This window comes from Parasphingorhabdus pacifica, from assembly GCF_054779195.1.
On sequence record NZ_BAAGYS010000015.1, the window covers coordinates 79,462 to 96,503 of the forward strand.

At 66.8% G+C, this 17,042-nt stretch carries 15 protein-coding genes; 7 read left to right on the top strand and 8 right to left on the bottom strand.

Annotated features, from left to right (window positions below):
• Nucleotides 1–186: 186 nt before the first annotated feature.
• From ACYVAN_RS22255 to ACYVAN_RS22275, 5 genes are all read right to left on the bottom strand, one after another.
• Nucleotides 187–1,182 (bottom strand): NADPH:quinone oxidoreductase family protein, encoded by a 996-nt coding sequence (locus tag ACYVAN_RS22255; RefSeq protein WP_460962713.1) that lies wholly within the window; start codon nucleotides 1,180–1,182, stop codon nucleotides 187–189.
• Nucleotides 1,183–1,274: 92 nt separating this feature from the next.
• Nucleotides 1,275–1,898: a TetR/AcrR family transcriptional regulator gene (locus ACYVAN_RS22260; RefSeq protein ID WP_460962715.1), complete on the bottom strand. Its 624-nt coding sequence runs from the start codon at nucleotides 1,896–1,898 to the stop codon at nucleotides 1,275–1,277.
• A 76-nt stretch (nucleotides 1,899–1,974) separates the two neighbouring features.
• Nucleotides 1,975–2,745 (bottom strand): SDR family oxidoreductase, encoded by a 771-nt coding sequence (locus ACYVAN_RS22265; RefSeq protein WP_460962717.1) that lies wholly within the window; start codon nucleotides 2,743–2,745, stop codon nucleotides 1,975–1,977.
• A gap of 73 nt (nucleotides 2,746–2,818) precedes the next feature.
• Nucleotides 2,819–3,574, bottom strand: coding sequence for an SDR family oxidoreductase (locus tag ACYVAN_RS22270; RefSeq protein ID WP_460962719.1), 756 nt, complete (start codon nucleotides 3,572–3,574; stop codon nucleotides 2,819–2,821).
• A gap of 47 nt (nucleotides 3,575–3,621) precedes the next feature.
• Nucleotides 3,622–5,283, bottom strand: a complete 1,662-nt coding sequence (locus tag ACYVAN_RS22275) for a class I adenylate-forming enzyme family protein (RefSeq protein WP_460962721.1) — start codon at nucleotides 5,281–5,283, stop codon at nucleotides 3,622–3,624.
• Nucleotides 5,284–5,488: 205 nt separating this feature from the next.
• On the opposite strand from ACYVAN_RS22275, the gene ACYVAN_RS22280 reads away from it, so the two are divergent.
• Nucleotides 5,489–6,073 (top strand): hypothetical protein, encoded by a 585-nt coding sequence (locus ACYVAN_RS22280; protein ID WP_460962723.1) that lies wholly within the window; start codon nucleotides 5,489–5,491, stop codon nucleotides 6,071–6,073.
• 39 nt (nucleotides 6,074–6,112) lie between these two features.
• The gene (locus tag ACYVAN_RS22285; protein ID WP_460962725.1) at nucleotides 6,113–6,769 is read left to right on the top strand and encodes an RES family NAD+ phosphorylase; all 657 of its coding nucleotides are present in this window, start codon (nucleotides 6,113–6,115) and stop codon (nucleotides 6,767–6,769) included.
• Nucleotides 6,770–6,919: 150 nt separating this feature from the next.
• Here ACYVAN_RS22285 and ACYVAN_RS22290 read toward each other — a convergent pair whose 3' ends face one another.
• Nucleotides 6,920–7,924, bottom strand: coding sequence for a TerC family protein (locus tag ACYVAN_RS22290; protein WP_460962727.1), 1,005 nt, complete (start codon nucleotides 7,922–7,924; stop codon nucleotides 6,920–6,922).
• A 569-nt stretch (nucleotides 7,925–8,493) separates the two neighbouring features.
• On the opposite strand from ACYVAN_RS22290, the gene ACYVAN_RS22295 reads away from it, so the two are divergent.
• Together ACYVAN_RS22295 and ACYVAN_RS22300 are read left to right on the top strand one after the other, a co-directional pair.
• Nucleotides 8,494–11,310: a CocE/NonD family hydrolase gene (locus ACYVAN_RS22295; protein ID WP_460962729.1), complete on the top strand. Its 2,817-nt coding sequence runs from the start codon at nucleotides 8,494–8,496 to the stop codon at nucleotides 11,308–11,310.
• Entirely contained in the window at nucleotides 11,310–12,362 is a 1,053-nt protein-coding gene (locus ACYVAN_RS22300) for an ABC transporter permease (RefSeq protein WP_460962731.1), read from the top strand. Before ACYVAN_RS22295 ends, ACYVAN_RS22300 begins: the two co-directional genes overlap by 1 nt.
• On the opposite strand, the gene ACYVAN_RS22305 is transcribed toward ACYVAN_RS22300, so the two are convergent.
• The gene (locus ACYVAN_RS22305; protein ID WP_460962733.1) at nucleotides 12,352–13,095 is read right to left on the bottom strand and encodes a DUF1990 family protein; all 744 of its coding nucleotides are present in this window, start codon (nucleotides 13,093–13,095) and stop codon (nucleotides 12,352–12,354) included. The genes ACYVAN_RS22300 and ACYVAN_RS22305 overlap by 11 nt on opposite strands.
• Before the next feature lie 99 nt (nucleotides 13,096–13,194).
• Between ACYVAN_RS22305 and ACYVAN_RS22310 the strand changes: the two genes are divergently transcribed.
• Both ACYVAN_RS22310 and ACYVAN_RS22315 read left to right on the top strand, forming a co-directional pair.
• Nucleotides 13,195–13,404: a hypothetical protein gene (locus ACYVAN_RS22310; protein ID WP_460962734.1), complete on the top strand. Its 210-nt coding sequence runs from the start codon at nucleotides 13,195–13,197 to the stop codon at nucleotides 13,402–13,404.
• Entirely contained in the window at nucleotides 13,401–14,117 is a 717-nt protein-coding gene (locus tag ACYVAN_RS22315) for a DUF1990 family protein (RefSeq protein ID WP_460962736.1), read from the top strand. The genes ACYVAN_RS22310 and ACYVAN_RS22315 overlap by 4 nt, the downstream gene beginning before the upstream one ends.
• A gap of 16 nt (nucleotides 14,118–14,133) precedes the next feature.
• Here the strand turns inward: ACYVAN_RS22315 and uvrB are convergent, their stop codons facing one another.
• Nucleotides 14,134–16,320, bottom strand: a complete 2,187-nt coding sequence (uvrB, locus tag ACYVAN_RS22320; protein WP_460962916.1) for an excinuclease ABC subunit UvrB — start codon at nucleotides 16,318–16,320, stop codon at nucleotides 14,134–14,136.
• Nucleotides 16,321–16,398: 78 nt separating this feature from the next.
• On the opposite strand from uvrB, the gene ACYVAN_RS22325 reads away from it, so the two are divergent.
• Entirely contained in the window at nucleotides 16,399–16,974 is a 576-nt protein-coding gene (locus ACYVAN_RS22325) for a ribonuclease FAU-1 family protein (RefSeq protein ID WP_460962738.1), read from the top strand.
• The last annotated feature ends 68 nt before the right edge of the window (nucleotides 16,975–17,042 follow it).

The following is a 17,042-nucleotide window of genomic DNA, read 5'->3' on the forward strand; positions in this document are numbered from 1 at the left end:
ACGTGCTCCCCGACCGAGGCTGTCCGAACCCACCTGTGCGCTCCGGTTCGAAGTCGTTGGTGGGCGAATGTGAAGCACCCGCCCACCAACAACGCCACGTCCACGGTTCGCCGAGCCGGTTCGAGCGGACCGGTGCGGCGCAACATTCCGGTGTGCGTTCAGCCGCCGAGCGGTACCGCTGTGTGCTCAGCCGCCGGTCGTTGCGCGGTAGGCGACCCGGCCGACCGTCTTGCCGTCCCCGACGCGCTGCACGGCCTCGGCCAGGTTCGCCAACGGAACCTCTTCGCTGACCAGCGGTCGCACAGCGCCGGAATCGGCCAATCCGCAGAGATCATCGTGCGCGCGCCGGATCGACTGCGGATCCCGTTCGTTGTAGAGACCCCAGTGCAGGCCGACGATCGAGTAGTTCTTGATCAACGCATGGTTGAGCCCCGGGGTCTGGATCGTCCCCCCGGCGAAACCGATGATCAGGATCCGTCCTTCGAAGGCGATGCACTTCGTCGAACGCATGTAGGTGTCTCCGCCGACGGGGTCGTAGACGACGTCGGCCCCTCGGCCTCCGGTGGCTTCCTTGACCACCGCGACGAAGTCCTCCTCGTGCCTGTCCACGACGATGTCGGCACCGAGGTTCCTGGCGACCTCGGCCTTGTCCGAGCCGCCGACCACACCGATGACGGTGGCGCCTGCCGCTTTGCCCAGCTGGATGGCAGCACTGCCGACCCCGCCCGCGGCCGCGTGCACCAGCAGCGTCTCGCCGCGCTGCAAGCCGGCCCGTCGATGCAGACCGAACCAACCCGTCTGGTACCCGATGAACAGCGACGAGGCCTCGGCGTCCGAGAGCGCGTCGGGAGCGGGAAGGGTCCGTTGGGCGTCCATGACCGCGTACTCACCGAAGGCACCGCTGGGCATCGCGGAGCCGCCGATCACGCGCTCCCCCGGCAACAGGCCGGTGACCTCGGATCCGACCTCGACGATCTCGCCGCAGAGTTCGACGCCCGGGATGAACGGGAGCGGCGGCTTCATCTGATACTCGCCGCGACACAACAGCACGTCCGGAAAGTTGATCGGGCTGGCTTTGACGCGAACGACCACCTGGTTCGGCCCTGGTCGTGGATCGGAAAGTTCTTGGAGCCGAAGCACATCCTGCGGCTCGCCGAGCTCGTTGAGCTGCCACGCCTTCACACACACCTCCGTGTACCGACTAGTCGGTATGCTAATCGTCGGGCCCGGCGGTGTACACCGCTCGAACCAGGAACCGAGCCGCCGAACGACCCTCAGGGACGGAGCGACGCGAGCAGCAGATCCGCGAAGTGCTCACCGATCTGCTCGCCGCTCCACTCCCCTTCTTTCCGGTACCAAGTACCGAGATGGTGAACAGCGCCGAAGAAATAATCCACCACGAGCTCGGCGGGTTTGTCCGGCCGGAACGTGCCGTCCGCCTGCCCCTCTTCGATCAGCTCGCGGACGCGCTCGTGGTAACGCCGACGCTCCGCGCGAACCTCGGCGCGCTTGTCCGAATGCAACAGGTGCATCGAGCGGAAGAAGATCACCGTGTCGTCGAGATTGGCCGTGGTGGTCGCGACGACATCCGCTGCCACCGCGTGCAACCGCCGGGCCACCGGCTCGGTGCTGCTCGCCGCCGCCTCCATGCGCGCGGTCTGCACCCGCAACAGGCGGGCGTAGATCTCGTAGAGCAGGTCATCCTTGGAGCCGAAGTAGTGGTACATCGCCCCCTTGGTGACACCGGCGGCATCGACGATCTGCTGCACCGAGGTCGTTTCGAATCCGTACTCGGCGAACAGCCGGGTCGCCGCCGACATCAACCGCTCCGGCACGGTCCCGGCCTCCGCCCGTGCGGCACCGGCCCCCGCCTCAGCACCTTCCCCGGTCCGCACCATGTGCCCCTCTTCCACTCACGTCCGCCGATAAGCGGATCGGTCGATCGCGGCGAGCCGTGACCGGCCGATCCCGTCCTCAAGCATTGTCCAGACCACGCCGCAACTTCCGCATACCGCCTTGCCACCGCATCGGATCAGCGGCGCGCGCGGCGTAGTAATCCGCGACCTCGGGATGCGGGAGGACGAGGAAACGCTTGTCCCCCAACGCTTCGACGACCTCCTCGGCGACCTGCTCCGGCTCGATCGCCTCCTTGCCGAGGAGCTTCTCACCCTTCTCGCCGGTGTTGCCCAGCATGTTCGTTCGGACACCCTGCGGGCACAGTGCCTGCGCCGTGATTCCCCGATCACCGTAGGTCACCGACATCCACTCCGCGAACGCCAGCGCACCGTGCTTGGTCACCGAATAGGGGGCAGCGCCCAGCATCGTCAGCAGACCCGCCGCGGAGACGGTCGCGAGGAAGTGTCCGTGCCCCTGCTCCAGCCAGTGCGGCAGGACCGCACGAGCCGCCCGGACGTGGGCCATCACGTTGATCTCCCACGACTTCTCCCAAAGGTCTTCGGGAGCTTCCGGCCCGCCCTCGTGTGCGACCCCGGCGTTGGCGCAGAACATGTCGATCCGGCCGTAGCGCTCGATCGCGGCATCGACGAGCCCGCGCGCACCGTCCTCACTCGCCGCATCGCCGGGTACGGCCAGACCACCGACTTCCCGGGCCACCTCGCGCACCGCGTCCGCGTCCAGATCGTTGACCACGACACGAGCGCCGCGCCGCGCGAAGTTCCGGCTCATCGCGGCACCGATTCCGTTTCCAGCCCCGGTGATCACGACCACCGCGTCGGACAGTTCCATGCTCGCCGATCCCTTCTTGTCGATACCTCCCCGAACACCGCACCGCCGCTGTGGCAGCGGTGCGGCTGAGCGGTCACACGCCGCCGGTGAGGGTGACCCCGCCGTCGAGCACCAGGATCTGTCCAGTGATCCAGGACGCTTCATCCGAGAGCAGGAAGGAAGCCGCCCCGCCGACGTCCGACGGAACTCCCAACCGCCCCAACGGATACTGCGCCGCGACCTCTTCTTCCCTGCCCTCGTAGAGCGCGGTCGCGAACTGGGTCTTGACCACGGCCGGTGCGACCGCGTTCACGCGGACGGAGGGCCCGAGTTCCACCGCGAGCTCCTGGGTCATGTGTGCCAGAGCAGCCTTGGTGGCACCGTAGAAACCGATTCCCGGAGCGGGTTTGAGCCCGGCCACCGAAGCCACGTTGAGCACCGAACCACCGTGCTCGCTCATCCACTGCCGGTGCACCTGCTGGGTCCAGGCGAGCGCACCGAGCACGTTCACCTCGAGGGTCTTGCGCGCCACTTCCTGATCCAGGTCGATCATCGGCCCGTACGCGGGATTGATCCCGGTGTTGTTCACCAACATGTCGACGCGCCCGAAGGATTCCAGCGTCTTGGCGACCGCTTCCCGCTGGTGTTCCGGATCATCGGCCTTGCCCGCTACCGCCATCGCGTGCTCCGGTCCGCCGAGGCTCTGCACGGCCTCTTCGAGCGCATCGGGTTTGCGAGCCGTGATGCACACCTTGGCGCCTTCGGCGACCAGACGTTCGGCGATGCCCAAGCCGATGCCGCGGCTGGAACCGGTCACGATCGCCACCCGACCGTCGAAACGCTTGCTCATTCGTTCCCTTTCATCACAACGGATCTGTCCGAATTGCACTCCGGCCCTCACCGCGCGCTCTCGCGCAGCTGACGCCGGAGAATCTTGCCGGTCGTGGTCTTGGGCAGGTCATCGAGAACTTCGATGCTGCGCGGGTACTTGTAGGCGGCGAGCTGCTCCCGGCAGTGGTTCACGAGTTCGCTCTCGGTCGTGGACACGTCCGCGGCGAGGCTGACGTAGGCCTTGACCGATTCGCCCCGGTAGGTATCGGGCACTCCGACCACGGCTGCTTCCCGGACCGCCGGGTGGGCGTAGAGCACGTCCTCGACCTCACGCGGCCACACCTTGAACCCGGAAGCACTGATCATGTCCTTCTTCCGGTCCACGACGTAGAACCAGCCCCGTGCGTCCATGAAGCCGACATCGCCGGTGAGTAGCCGTCCGTCCGGGATTCCCGCCTCGGTGGCCTCCGGCTTGTTCCAGTACTCGGCAACCACCATCGGACCCTCGATGACGATCTCGCCGACCTCGCCCACGGGCAGGTCCGCCCCGGAATCGTCCACGATTCGCAGAACGGTGTTGAACGTCGGCAGTCCGACGCTGAGCGTGCCCGATGCTTCGTCGACCGGAGCTTCCAGATGTCCTGGCACCGAGGTGGCGGTCGCCGTGGTCTCGGTGAGCCCGTACCCGTTGCGGATGTAGTGCCCGAATCGGTCGCGGAAGGACTCGACCACGGCGGAGGGCAACGGCGCACCGCCGGAATAGACCAGTTGGAGCGACGCGAAGTGCTCGGCGGTCGCCTCCGGACGGTTCATCAGGGCCATGTACGCCGTCGAGGGTCCGATCATGTAATCCGGCCCGTGCTCGCGGAGCGCATCGAGCACGACCTCGGGCTGAAAGCGATAGGCCAAGTCGAGGCGCCCCCGCAACGCGATCGCCGCGCCGAGCTGGCAGACCATCCCGGTGATGTGGAACAGCGGTGCCATGCCGAAAACGCCGGTGTCCTCGCCGAATTCGAGGCGTGCCTTGAAGCCCTCGGAGTTGAATGTGACGTTGCCGTGCGTGTTCACAGCCCCCTTGGGCACTCCGCTGGTGCCGGAGGTGTAGACGAGCAGTGCCGGGTCGGACGGGCTCGGCTGGATCTCCGGCGGCCGGACACCGCGGCGAGTCTCGGCGACGTCGAGCAGATCGGCGGCGTCCACCGAGGGGCTCCTGTTCAGGTTCGCGAACACGCGCGAATCGTTCCTGCACTGCAGGTCGAGTTCACTGGTCGTGATCGCGATCCGCACCGCCGTTTCGGCGGCCACCGGGCGCAACACGTCTTGCCAGCCGTGTTCGGAGGAGATCACCGCACTGGGTCGGCTGTCGCCGAGAATGGTCGTCAGCTCGTGGGAGCGGTACATCGGATTCAGCGTGACCACGATGCCACCGGCTTTCCACCCCGCGAGCAGCGCGATCACGAACTGCGGAACGTTCTGCAGATAGACCGCGAGCCGGTCACCGGCCGCGAACCCCTGTTCCAGGAGGTATGTGGCCAATCCGTCGCTGAGTTCGTCGAGATCACGGTAGGTCAGCCGCCCGTCGAAGTAGGTGACGGCGACCTTGTCGGGACTACTCCGCGCGGTGTCCGCGAACATGGCGAGCATGTTGGGGTACTCGGGCTCGAGTTCGTGCGGTTGGTTCTCGCTGTACAGCTCAAGCCAGGGTCGTTGACCATAGACGTCCGTCACGCGCACCTCCGTCGGACCGACCAGTCGGTACGTCCAGTCAACGACGTGTCCCCCGCTCCCGTCAACCCTCCCCCGCGCCCATCAGCCGTCCCATCGCACGAGCCGGGTCCGACTCGGTGCATCCGGCCCGCACGACCGTCGCGCCGTTGATCAAGGTGCGCACGTCCGCGCACACATTCGGCCCGGATCGCGATACTCTGGGGGTATGACATTCGCGCTGGAGACCATTCTGGCCCGTGCCGGGTTGCGGGTCACGGCCGAGGAGTTCCTCTCCCAGGTCGAAAGCGCCGCGAAACGGCTCACCACACCGGCCGCGGACCCCGCCACGCACTTCACGCACTCCGAGCGGCAAGCTCTGTCCGCAGCCGGCCTCGACCTCACTCCACTCGACAGCGAAGAGTTCGACCCGCGCGCCAGGACGGTCGCCGAGCAGGCGGTCCTGCGCGACACCGCGTTGTCGGTCAACCAGGCCGCCGACCGCGTGGGCGTCGACAGCAGCCGCATCCGCCACCGGATCAGCAACGGCCACCTCGTCGGCTGGAAGGACCGGGGCGGATGGCGATTGCCCGCGTGGCAATTCACCGACGACGACGTGCTGCCCGGGCTGGAAACGGTGCTGGCCGCAATGCCCGCCGACCAGCCCGCTCTCGTGCTGGCCAACTTCATGACCACCCAGCAGGAAGACCTGGACCTCGCCGAACGACCGGTGAGCCCGCGCGAGTGGCTGATGGCAGGCGGGAGCGCGCACCTCGTGGCCCGGCTCGCCTCGGTCATCGGCAACCCCGCCTGACCGGCCACACTCCGCGCCCCGAACGAATCCGGTAACTTCATGGCACGGCTTCCACAGCCTCCCGCGCCTGCGGCGCTGCAAGCGATGCTCCGTCGCACCGAAGACGTCATCGCCGTCCCCGCAGGCACCAGACTGGTGCGCGTGTTCACTTCGGGCGGCAACCATCCCCAGCAATGGGACAGCTTCCGCTACGCCGGTCCGCTCCCGCATGCGCGCTTCGACCCGCACGTACCCAACACCCAGGGCGGCCCCACGGTCACCAGGGAACACGGGGTGCTCTACTTCTCGTTGGCTGTCCGCACGTGCATCGCGGAGGTCTTCCAGGCGACCTCGACCGTGGACCGGCGGACGCGCAGCCCGTACCTGGTCCTGTTCCGCCCCCGTCGAACGCTGCGGCTGCTCGACCTCTCCGGTCTATGGCCCACCCGCGCGGGAGCTTCGCAGGCCATCAGCAACGGCACCAAGGAACGCACCCAGGCGTGGGCGCGCAACATCCGCGCCGCATACCCGGAGCTCGACGGGCTCTGGTACAGGTCGTCGATGGACGCGGGCAACCCGTCGCTGTGCCTGTGGGATCCACCCTCGGCGACCGCCTTGCCGGAATCACCGGACGTGCTGCTACCGCTCGACCATCCCGGCCTCGACCTGCCGCTGGGCAGGGTCTGCAACGAACTGAGTTTCACCCTGCTGGATTAGCAGTTCTCGCCCGGACGGACTTCCGGAAGCACAGCCGCACGAGTACCGCGCGGCGAACCACCGTCGGGCCTCTCGAACTCTCCCGAATACCGGCCCCGCCCCAGGTGAAACCGCCGCGCGGGATCCGTGACGGATCCCGCGCGGAACGGATCAGGCCGATTCGACTTCCTTCTCCTCGGCCGCCCGCTTGGACTTGGCCAAACTCGCCCACGTCGTGATGACGAGCACCACGACGATGAAGCTCAGCGACATCCAGTTGGCGATCTCCAACCACTCCGGTACGAGGTGGTACTCGTGCAGAGCGTGGACGATCAGCTTGATTCCGATGAAGGAAAGGATGACGGCCAGACCCACCGACAGGTAAACGAGCTTGTCCACCAACCCGCCGATCAGGAAGTACAGCTGCCGGAGACCCATCAGGGCGAACGCGTTCGCCGCGAAAACCAGGAACGGGTCCTGGGTGATGCCGAAGATCGCCGGAATCGAGTCGACGGCGAACAACAGGTCCGCACTTCCGATCGCGATGATCACCACGAACATCGGCGTCAGGTAGCGCTTGCCGTTGACCTTCACGAACGACTTCGAACCGTGGTAGTCGTCGGTCACCGGGAACACCTTGCGCACCCAGCGCACGAGGACGTTGTCGCCTTCCGCCTCGTCGTCCTTGCGGATCATGCCGAAGGCGGTCCACAGCAGGAACGCACCGAAGACGAAGAAGATCCAGACGAAGTTCGCGATCAACGCCGCGCCGACGGCGATGAAAATACCGCGCATGACCAGCGCGATGAGAATGCCGACCAGCAGCACCCGGTGCTGGTGGATCGACGGGACGGCGAAGGACGCCATGATCACCATGAAGATGAACAAGTTGTCCACGCTCAACGAATACTCGGTGAGATACCCGGTGAAGTACTCGATCGCGAAGTGCGCGTCGCCGAAGATCCACACTCCGACGCCGAACAACACGCCACAAGCGATGTAGAAGGCGACCCACCTCGCCGCCTCGCCCGTGGTCACCTCGTGCGGCTTGCGGTCGACGATCACCAGATCGACCAACAACAACACGGCCAAACCACCGAGCGTGGCGGCCCAGACCCACCACGGCACGCTCAATGTGTCCGTAGCGGGCTGCGCCAACATCATGTCGGCACCCATCGATCACCTCCGGTTTAGGGCACAAGCCAGCACCGGAGGTCTCTTCCACCGGCAACAGGCCGGCCGACAGCACCGGGAATCGCCGGCGGAATGGCCGGGAGTTCCGTGATGACGATGCCGCCGCGAAGGAATACTCCCCTCCATAGCGTCGACAGGATTGTCACGCATGCAACGTCCACAACACCAGCCAGGGTGATTATCGGCACGGGCCCACTGGAACACGCACCGTACGAGGCGGCCACGCACACGGCAATCCAACCGCCGACAGTTCACACCGTCGGCGTTGTCCACACCATCTTCCCCCGGAACACTTGATCCGTGGGCCAAAACCACTATGATCAGCCCCACTCGCCGATCTTGCGGACGCTCAGCCGCAAAGCCGGCGAGACCGCACGCGGGGATGCGGTCGTGTACCCACGATCCACCTGAGGACCTGTCCGGTTTCTGTTTGGTTTCTGGTTCATAGCGTCTTCATTTTCGCCCGCGTCAGGATGAATCCGTTGCCTCCCCCGTGCCCTACTGTCGGGGCCGTGTCCTCGCCCCGTCGCCGCCACCGGATGCTGTCCGCCGTGGCAATCGCTCTCGCCGCCTGCGTGATCGCGGGCGTGTCGCTGTGGTCCCTCGATGAGGACGAGGAACCGGCAGCCGCACCACCGCGCCACGTGCTACTCGACGTCGTCGACGGTCCGAACGACAGCCGACGGGCGCAGATCGACGTCACCCTCTTCGCGCCACCGGAAACACCCGCTCCGGCGGTGATCCTGGCCCACGGGTTCGGCGAGGACAAGAACAGCGTCACGCAACAGGCACGGAAACTCACCGAACGCGGCTTCACGGTGCTGACCTACTCCTCCCGCGGGTTCGGCAACAGCACCGGCCGGATCGCCCTGAACTCCCCGGACTACGAGGTCACCGACGCGCGACAGATCGTCGACTGGCTCGCCCGCCAGCCCGAGGTCCTGCGGGACGCCAACGGTGACCCGAGGGTCGGCGTGACCGGAAGCTCATACGGGGGCGCCCTGAGCCTGCTGCTGGCCGGCTCCGACGAGCGAGTTGACGCGATCGCCCCCGTGATGACCTACAACGACCTCGGACGGGCACTGCTGCCGAACGCGGCGTCGGAGGAACCGATCACCGGCGACTCGCCGGCGGCGGGTTCCGCTGACGGTCGCGGCGTGTTCAAGGAAGCGTGGGCGGGACTGCTGTTCTCCGCAGGCGCGACACCAACGCACGGCTCGACCACGCCACCGGACGAATCACTCAACAGCGCCGACGGAGGAACGACGCCCCGCCGCGCAGGCGAGGGCCCCACTACCGCCCCCACCAAACAGATGCCCCTGACCTGCGGGAACTTCATTCGAGAGGTGTGCAGGACCTACACCGAAGTCGCCGAGAACGGCCGAGCGAGCCGGCAGACGTCGGACCTGCTCGACTCGGTCTCCCCGAAGAGCGTCACCAGCAACATCGACGTGCCCACCCTGCTCGTGCAAGGCACCCAGGACACGCTGTTCGGCCTCGACCAGGCGGACGCCAACGCGCGCCAGATCACCGAAGCCGGCGGTGAGGTCAAGATGATCTGGTACGCCGGTGGCCACGACGGAGGCGCTCCCAGCGCCGAACTCCGCGACGAGATCGCCGACTGGTTCGCGTTTCACCTGCGCGAACCCGGTAAGTCTCCGGTCTCCGATCCGGGCACCGGATTCGAGTACGAGATCGAAGGGGACCCACGGGGCGACGACGAAGCCCCCGTTCGCCGCATGGTGGCACCGACCTACCCGGGCACGAACTCGCCACGCACCCCCCGGTTCTCGATGAACCTGCAGGGCGAGGCCACCACGGTGATCAACCCGCCCGGCGGGCGACCGGCTGCGACCAGCTCACTGCCCGGATCCTCCGCCGCCCAGGAGGCCGCGGACGATTTCGGCCACTCCCTGGCCAAGGACATTCCCGGACAGGTCGCCGTGTTCAGCACCGATCCCGCCGACAGCAGACTGGTCATCTCCGGAGTCCCGCTCACCCGGTTGTCCGTGGCATCCGTGCCTGGTCAGCCGAACTCCGGTGAGGCCGTCCTGTTCACCAAGCTCTACGACGTCGGCCCGGATGGAAACCGAGACCTCACCGGTAACGCCGTCTCACCGATCCGCGTGTCGGACCTCCCGCGCGACGGCTCGTCCGTCGAGGTCAACGTCGCACTGCCCGGAATCGTACACTCACTGGAGGCCGGTCATCACCTCGAACTGGCCGTGACGACCACCGACCAGGCCTACACGACACCCGACGCCCCGGCGGCGCACCGGATCGATCTGGCCGGCTCCGAATCGCTGTCTGTACCTTCCGTGCGCGGCACCAGCACGACCGGTCACGGAGTTCCGGTTCCGGCCCTTCTCGGCATCGGAACCATCGCACTGCTGGGCTTGGCGGTCTGGGCCTTCGCGGCCATCCGCGGGAGGCACTCCGAGAACGCCGACCCGGCTCTCGGCACCACCCCGTTGGCGATCACCGAACTCACCAAGTCGTACCCCGACGGATTCACGGCCGTCGAGAAACTCTCCATCCGCGTCGAGAGCGGCCAGATCGTAGGGCTGCTCGGGCCGAACGGGGCGGGGAAGACGACCACCCTGCGCATGTTGCTGGGACTCCTGCACCCCAGTTCAGGACAGGTCCATGTGTTCGGGCATCGCGTGTTTCCCGGCGCACCAGTCCTCTCCCGGGTCGGTGCGCTGGTCGAAGAGCCAGGTTTCCTGCCGCACCTGTCCGGCGCGGACAATCTGCACTACTACTGGGCGGCCACCGGGCGTCCGTCCGCGGAAGCCCGCGTCGAAGAAACCCTGCGGATCGCGGGGCTCGAGAAGCACGAGACCCGTCGAGTCGGCGAATACAGCCGAGGTATGAAACAGCGACTGGCGATCGCCCAGTCCATGCTCGGCCTTCCCGAACTGCTGATCCTCGACGAACCGACAAACGGTCTCGACCCACCGCAGATCCGCCAGATGCGCGAGATCCTGCGCCGCTACGCCGCCACCGGCCGCGCGGTTGTCCTGTCGAGTCACCTGCTCAGCGAGATCGAGCAGATCTGCACGCACGTGATGGTCATGCATCAGGGCCAACTGGTGACGAGTGGAGCCGTGGACGAGATCGGCGCCGTCCAGGGAGAAGTCACGTTCCACGTGGACGAACCCGCACTGGCGGTGACAGCGCTGCGCGCGCTCGAAGGGCTCGGGGAGGTCGAGGCCGACGGTGCCCAGGTGCACGCCGAACTCGCCGGGCACAGTCCGTCGATCGCGGTGAACGCGCTGGTCGCCGCCGGCGTCCTGGTGAGCCGGGTCGAACCGCGGCGACGGCTGGAAGACGCCTTCCTGCAACTGGTCGGAGAGGAACAGCAGTGATGCGCGAGAACAAGCCCGGCTCGCCCGAGGCCAACGCCGACGCCCCGCAGGACGGTGCCGACGCGGAACCGATCATCGCGGACTCCGAGGACGCAGCCGGGACGGTCTCCGCGGAGAGCACTGTGGAGGACGGCTCACCGGCAGCGGCCGGTTCCGCAGCGATCGAGCCGGAAGCCGAGAAGGGCCTCGCCCGGACGACCGTTCGCCCGAGCCAGCCGGACGGCAGCGTGGAAGGCTACCGCGCCAACCGCACCATGCCCGTCGCGGTCGAGCTGGCGCGGCAACTGCGGCGCAGGCGAACCCGGCTGGTGCTCGCTTTCCTGACGGTGCTGCCCGGGCTTCTGCTGTTGGCGTTCGAAAACGGGGACGGTGGACCGGGCCCCGGAAGCGTGGTCGGTCTGGCCACCTCCGGAGGACTCAACTTCGCGGTGTTCACGCTGTTCGCGTCCACCAACGTCCTGCTCGTCGTCATGGTCGCACTGTTCTTCGGCGACACCGTCGCCAGCGAAGCCTCCTGGTCGAGCTTGAAGTACCTGCTCGTCGCACCCGTCCCACGTTCACGGCTGCTGCGGCAGAAGGCGATCGTCTCGGCGTTGCTTTCCGCGATCGGCCTCTGCCTGCTGACCTCGTCCGCGCTGGCTGTGGGCCTCACCTGGTACGGGACGGCCGAGCTGATCAGTCCGAACGGCGAGACCCTGCCGTTCGCCGCCGGACTGATCAGCCTGATCGGCGTGGTCGCCTACCTCGCGGTGCACCTGATGTGGATCGCGGGCTTGGCGTTGTGGCTCGGTGTCATGACCGATGCACCCCTCGGCGCGGTCGGGGGCGCCGTGCTGGTGTCGATCCTGTCCCACATCCTCGACCAGATCACCGTCCTCGGCGACATACGGAATTACCTACCCACGCACTTCTCCCGGGCGTGGGTGGACCTGCTGGCCAACGAGGTGGAATGGACCGCACTGGCCAACGGCGTGTTCTCCGGACTGGCCTACGCGTCCGCGTGCGCGGCGCTGGCCGTGCTGTACTTCCGTCGAAAGGACATCACCAGCTGAGGCGGTCCCGCACGGCCCCGCCTCGTTCGATTCGGGCGGCGTCGGCGACGCAGCGCGTGTCGACCCGCACTCCGCCACGTGCTCGACCGTCGGCCAGGCGCGCGACGCCCAAGCAATAGCGGACCCACATGTTCAGCTGCATCTCCTTCGCCAACCGGAGCTTGGCGTAGAGCAGGTTCACCAGCGCGCTGCTCGCCCTGGCCCAAGTCTCGATCTCGAACCACACGACCGCGCCCTCCGTGAACACCCGGAACTCGATCTGGCCCGCTTCGAGGTGCCCGCACAACGTGACGAACCGAAAGTGCTGGTCACCGCATTCGATGACCCGTACGGGACCGTTCCACGGGCCGGGCATGCGCACGACGAACTCATCACCCGGCCGCATGGCGTCCATGGCGCCGCCAGTCTTGTGGAAACGCACGACCTCCGTCGGCGCCGCTCGGTTGAGGTCTTCCTTCACCTCGGACATGAGTTCGCGGGCAGCGCACCGGCTGTCCTCGATCCGAACCCTGAAGCGACGGTGGTAGAGCTCGCCGGCACCGTCCGAATCCGGTTGGCAGCGCTCGTCCAGCAGGTGTTCGGCAACCTCCGGAGCGGAGTTCTCGGGAGCAGCTTCCACCAGCACTTCGGTGCGATGCAGCGGAGTCGTCTGCCACAGATATCGCCACGAGATCAGCGCCATACCGACGCCCCACCGAACGGGGAGCAAAGCGTTCCTGACGATCGTGCCCATGCGGTCCTTTCGCGAGATCCGCTGTTCCGGGGGATCCTGTCGGAGTACCGGAATCATCCCCGAGATCGGGCACGATCACATGTCAGCGAGGTGTCAGCGATGCTCGACCTCCTGCACCGGGCGGGGCTCCGCAGTGCGCATCTGCGGCCGCTCTCGGTGGGCGCCATCGGCCTTTGCATCGGCCTGTGGATCAGGGCCAAGACCGTCGACCAGGACGAACGCGGAAACGCCGAGCGACGGGCGTTGTTCGTGGGCCTGTGGCCACCCACGTTGTGGTTGATCGGCGACAGCCTGCGCGAGTTGGAATGAGGAGTCGACACGGTCACCTGCTCGCCGGGGTCGACCACGTCGCGGCGCTCGAAGACCTCCACGACCGGCGGATCAACTACCTGGCAGAAGAAGTGCGCGGCCCGTTGTGGAACGTCGATGCGCACCGCCAGTACCTCGGCACCGAGTCCCCGGGGCCGGCCGAGCCAGGTGGGCTGTGGGAGACCGCGTGCGAGCTGGTCGCCGACTACGAGTTCTCCCCACCCGACCGCGTGCGCGCCATCTACCGACCGGAGGCGCCGTTGCTCGGCCGGGACATGCTCCTGGAGGGTCGCTTCTGCGGACTGCGTTTCCACATGGGGGTGCGCGTCACCGGCGTCATCGACGAGACGCTGCCCGAGCGGGTGTGGGGATGGTCCTACGAGACCCTCGAAGGGCACCTGGAACGCGGGAAGATGAGCTACCTGGTGGCGAAGCATCCCGCTTCGGGACGGGTCGAGTTCATCATGAGCGGATTCTCCCAGCGCTCGCCGACTCTCGACCCCCTTCTGAAACTGGGATGGGCGGCGTTCGGACGCCGTACGCAGCTGCGCTTCTACCACCACTGCGGGCAACAGCTGGGGCGACTCGTGCGAGCCGGCCTGGCAGGGCACCGGCCGGGCCCCGCCCACGAGGCCGACGGAATCGTGCTCGCCCCGTCACTGGCCGCGCCGCCACGGCCGGGGTTCGTGCGGGCCACCTTCTCGGGAAGGTGACCCGCACGAGCTCGCCTCATTCGATCCCGGCGGCATCCATTCCACGCAGTTCCTTCTTGAGGTCGTGGATCTCGTCACGCAATCGGGCCGCCAACTCGAACTGCAGTTCCCTGGCCGCGCTCATCATCTGCTCGTCGAGCTGCTGAATCAGATCAGCCAGCTCGGCACGCGGCATCGACTTGGTGTCCCGGTCCTCCAGCACACCCGCGCTGCCCGAGCTCTCACCGCTGGGCTTCTTGCCGCGGGAGGTGTTGCGCCCCGAGCCGCCGACCGCGACGGCCTCCTCCGTGTCGTCGGATTCGGTGTACACGCGATCGAGGATGTCGGCGATCTTCTTGCGCAACGGTTGCGGATCGATGCCGTGTTCTTCGTTGTAGGCGATCTGCTTTGCCCGGCGACGATTCGTCTCGTCGATCGCCCGCTGCATCGAGTCGGTGATCCGGTCGGCGTACATGTGCACCTGCCCCGAGACGTTCCGCGCCGCACGACCGATCGTCTGCACGAGACTCGTCTCCGAGCGCAGGAAACCCTCCTTGTCGGCATCCAGGATCGACACCAGGGAGACCTCGGGCAGGTCCAGCCCCTCGCGCAGGAGGTTGATGCCGACCAATACGTCGTACTCACCCAGCCGCAGCTGTCGCAGCAGCTCGATTCGCCGTAGCGTGTCGACCTCCGAATGCAGGTACCGCACCCGGACGCCCAGTTCCAGGAAGTAGTCGGTGAGGTCCTCGGCCATCTTCTTGGTCAGCGTCGTGACCAGCACCCGTTCGTCCCGCTCGGCGCGTTCGCGGATCTCGTGCACCAGATCGTCGATCTGCCCCTCGGTCGACTTCACCACGACCTCCGGGTCCACCAGTCCGGTGGGCCGGATGACCTGCTCGACGAACTCGCCGCCGGACTGGCCGACTTCGTAGGACCCGGGTGTCGCCGACAGGTACACCGTCTGCCCGATCCGGTCGCTGAACTCCTCCCAGGTGAGGGGCCGGTTGTCCACCGCGCTCGGTAGTCGGAAGCCGTGCTCGACCAGCGTCCTCTTTCTGGACATGTCGCCTTCGAACATCCCGCCGATCTGCGGCACCGTCACGTGCGACTCGTCGATGATGAGCAGGAAGTCCTCGGGGAAGTAGTCCAGCAACGTCGCAGGAGCCGTACCCGCCGCGCGGCCGTCGATGTGCCTCGAATAGTTCTCGATACCGGAGCAGAAACCGACCTGGCGCATCATCTCGATGTCGTACTGCGTGCGCATTCGCAGCCGCTGCGCCTCCAGCAACTTGTTCTGGTTCTCCAGCAGCTCCAGCCGCTCCTCGAGTTCCGACTCGATCGACCGGATCGCCTTCTCCATCCGCTCCGGTCCCGCCACGTAGTGCGTCGCGGGGAAGATCCGCAGGTCCTCGACCTCGCGGACGATCTCTCCGGTCAGCGGGTGCAGGTAGTACAGCCGCTCGATTTCGTCGCCGAAGAACTCGATGCGCACCGCGAGCTCCTCGTAGGCGGGGATCACCTCGACGGTGTCGCCGCGCACCCGGAAGGTGCCCCGCGCGAACGCGATGTCGTTGCGCGTGTACTGCACGTCAACGAGCGTTCGCAGCAGCTGGTCCCGGTCGATCTCGCCGCCCACCGCGAGCTCCACCGACCTGTCCAGGTACGACTGCGGCGTACCGAGGCCGTAGATGCAGGACACCGACGAGACCACCACGCAGTCCCGCCTGCTCAGCAGGTTCGACGTCGCAGAATGCCGCAACCGCTCCACGTCCTCGTTGACCGAGGAATCCTTCTCGATGTAGGTGTCCGTCTGCGGGACGTAGGCCTCGGGCTGGTAGTAGTCGTAGTAGCTGACGAAGTACTCGACCGCGTTGTCCGGAAAGAAACCGCGCATCTCGTTGGCGATCTGTGCGGCGAGCGTCTTGTTCGGTTCCAGAACCAGCGTGGGGCGCTGGAGACGCTCGATCAACCATGCCGTGGTCGCGGACTTGCCGGTACCCGTGGCTCCCAGCAGCACGACGTTCGTCTCGCCCGCGTTGATCCGCCGTTCCAGGTCCTCGATCGCTTCCGGCTGGTCACCCGAGGGGTCGTAATCGCTGACCATGCGGAACGGGGAACCCGTCCGCTCGATGTCGCCGACCGGCCGGAACTCCGATTGAGCCGTCACGGGGTGCTCAGTTGCGAATGCCACGTCCCCGAGGGTACGAGCACGCACCGACATCGTGTCGCGGTGACCGCCGCGGCTTTTCATTCCCGCCAACGGTTCTGTTCCGCCCCCGGACCGACCTACAGTGTCGGTGTGACCACTCAGCGCGAGATCGCCGAGCAGTTGGGACTTCCCATCCACCCTCCGAAGGTCGAGACATTCGATCTCACTCGTGGCACGAACACCGACCCGAAGAAGCGCGCACGCGAGGTCGACGAATTCCGGGTCGAATCGTTCGGGCTGTACATGGCACGCTCCACCCCCGGACACGCCCGCCTGCGGCACGTCGAGTCGTGGCTGCTGCCCGATCTCGGCCTGCGAGTGAGCCGGTGGCGCTGGTGGCCCGGCCACGAACAGGATCTCGACTACTACCTCGACGTCGCCGAGGTCACCACGGGAAGCACCCAGTGGCACACGGTCGACCACTACCTGGACATCGAAGTCGGTGACCGACGCTGGGCGCGACTGCGGGACATCGACGAGTTCGCGCTCGCCACGGGGGCGGGTCTGCTCGACACCGCGACCGCGCAGCGCGCTCTGGAAACCGCCTACGACGCGGTCGACGGGCTGGCTCGGCACGGCTACGACCTCGACCGCTGGCTGCGTGAGAAGGGCGTGGACCTTTCCTGGCAGCCGCAGCCCACTGAACTTTCCACCGTTGGTCGCTGACTGCAACCGCCAGGATGGTGAAACAGGTTGCCATCACCGGATCGAGATCTAACGACGCCGGAAAAGTT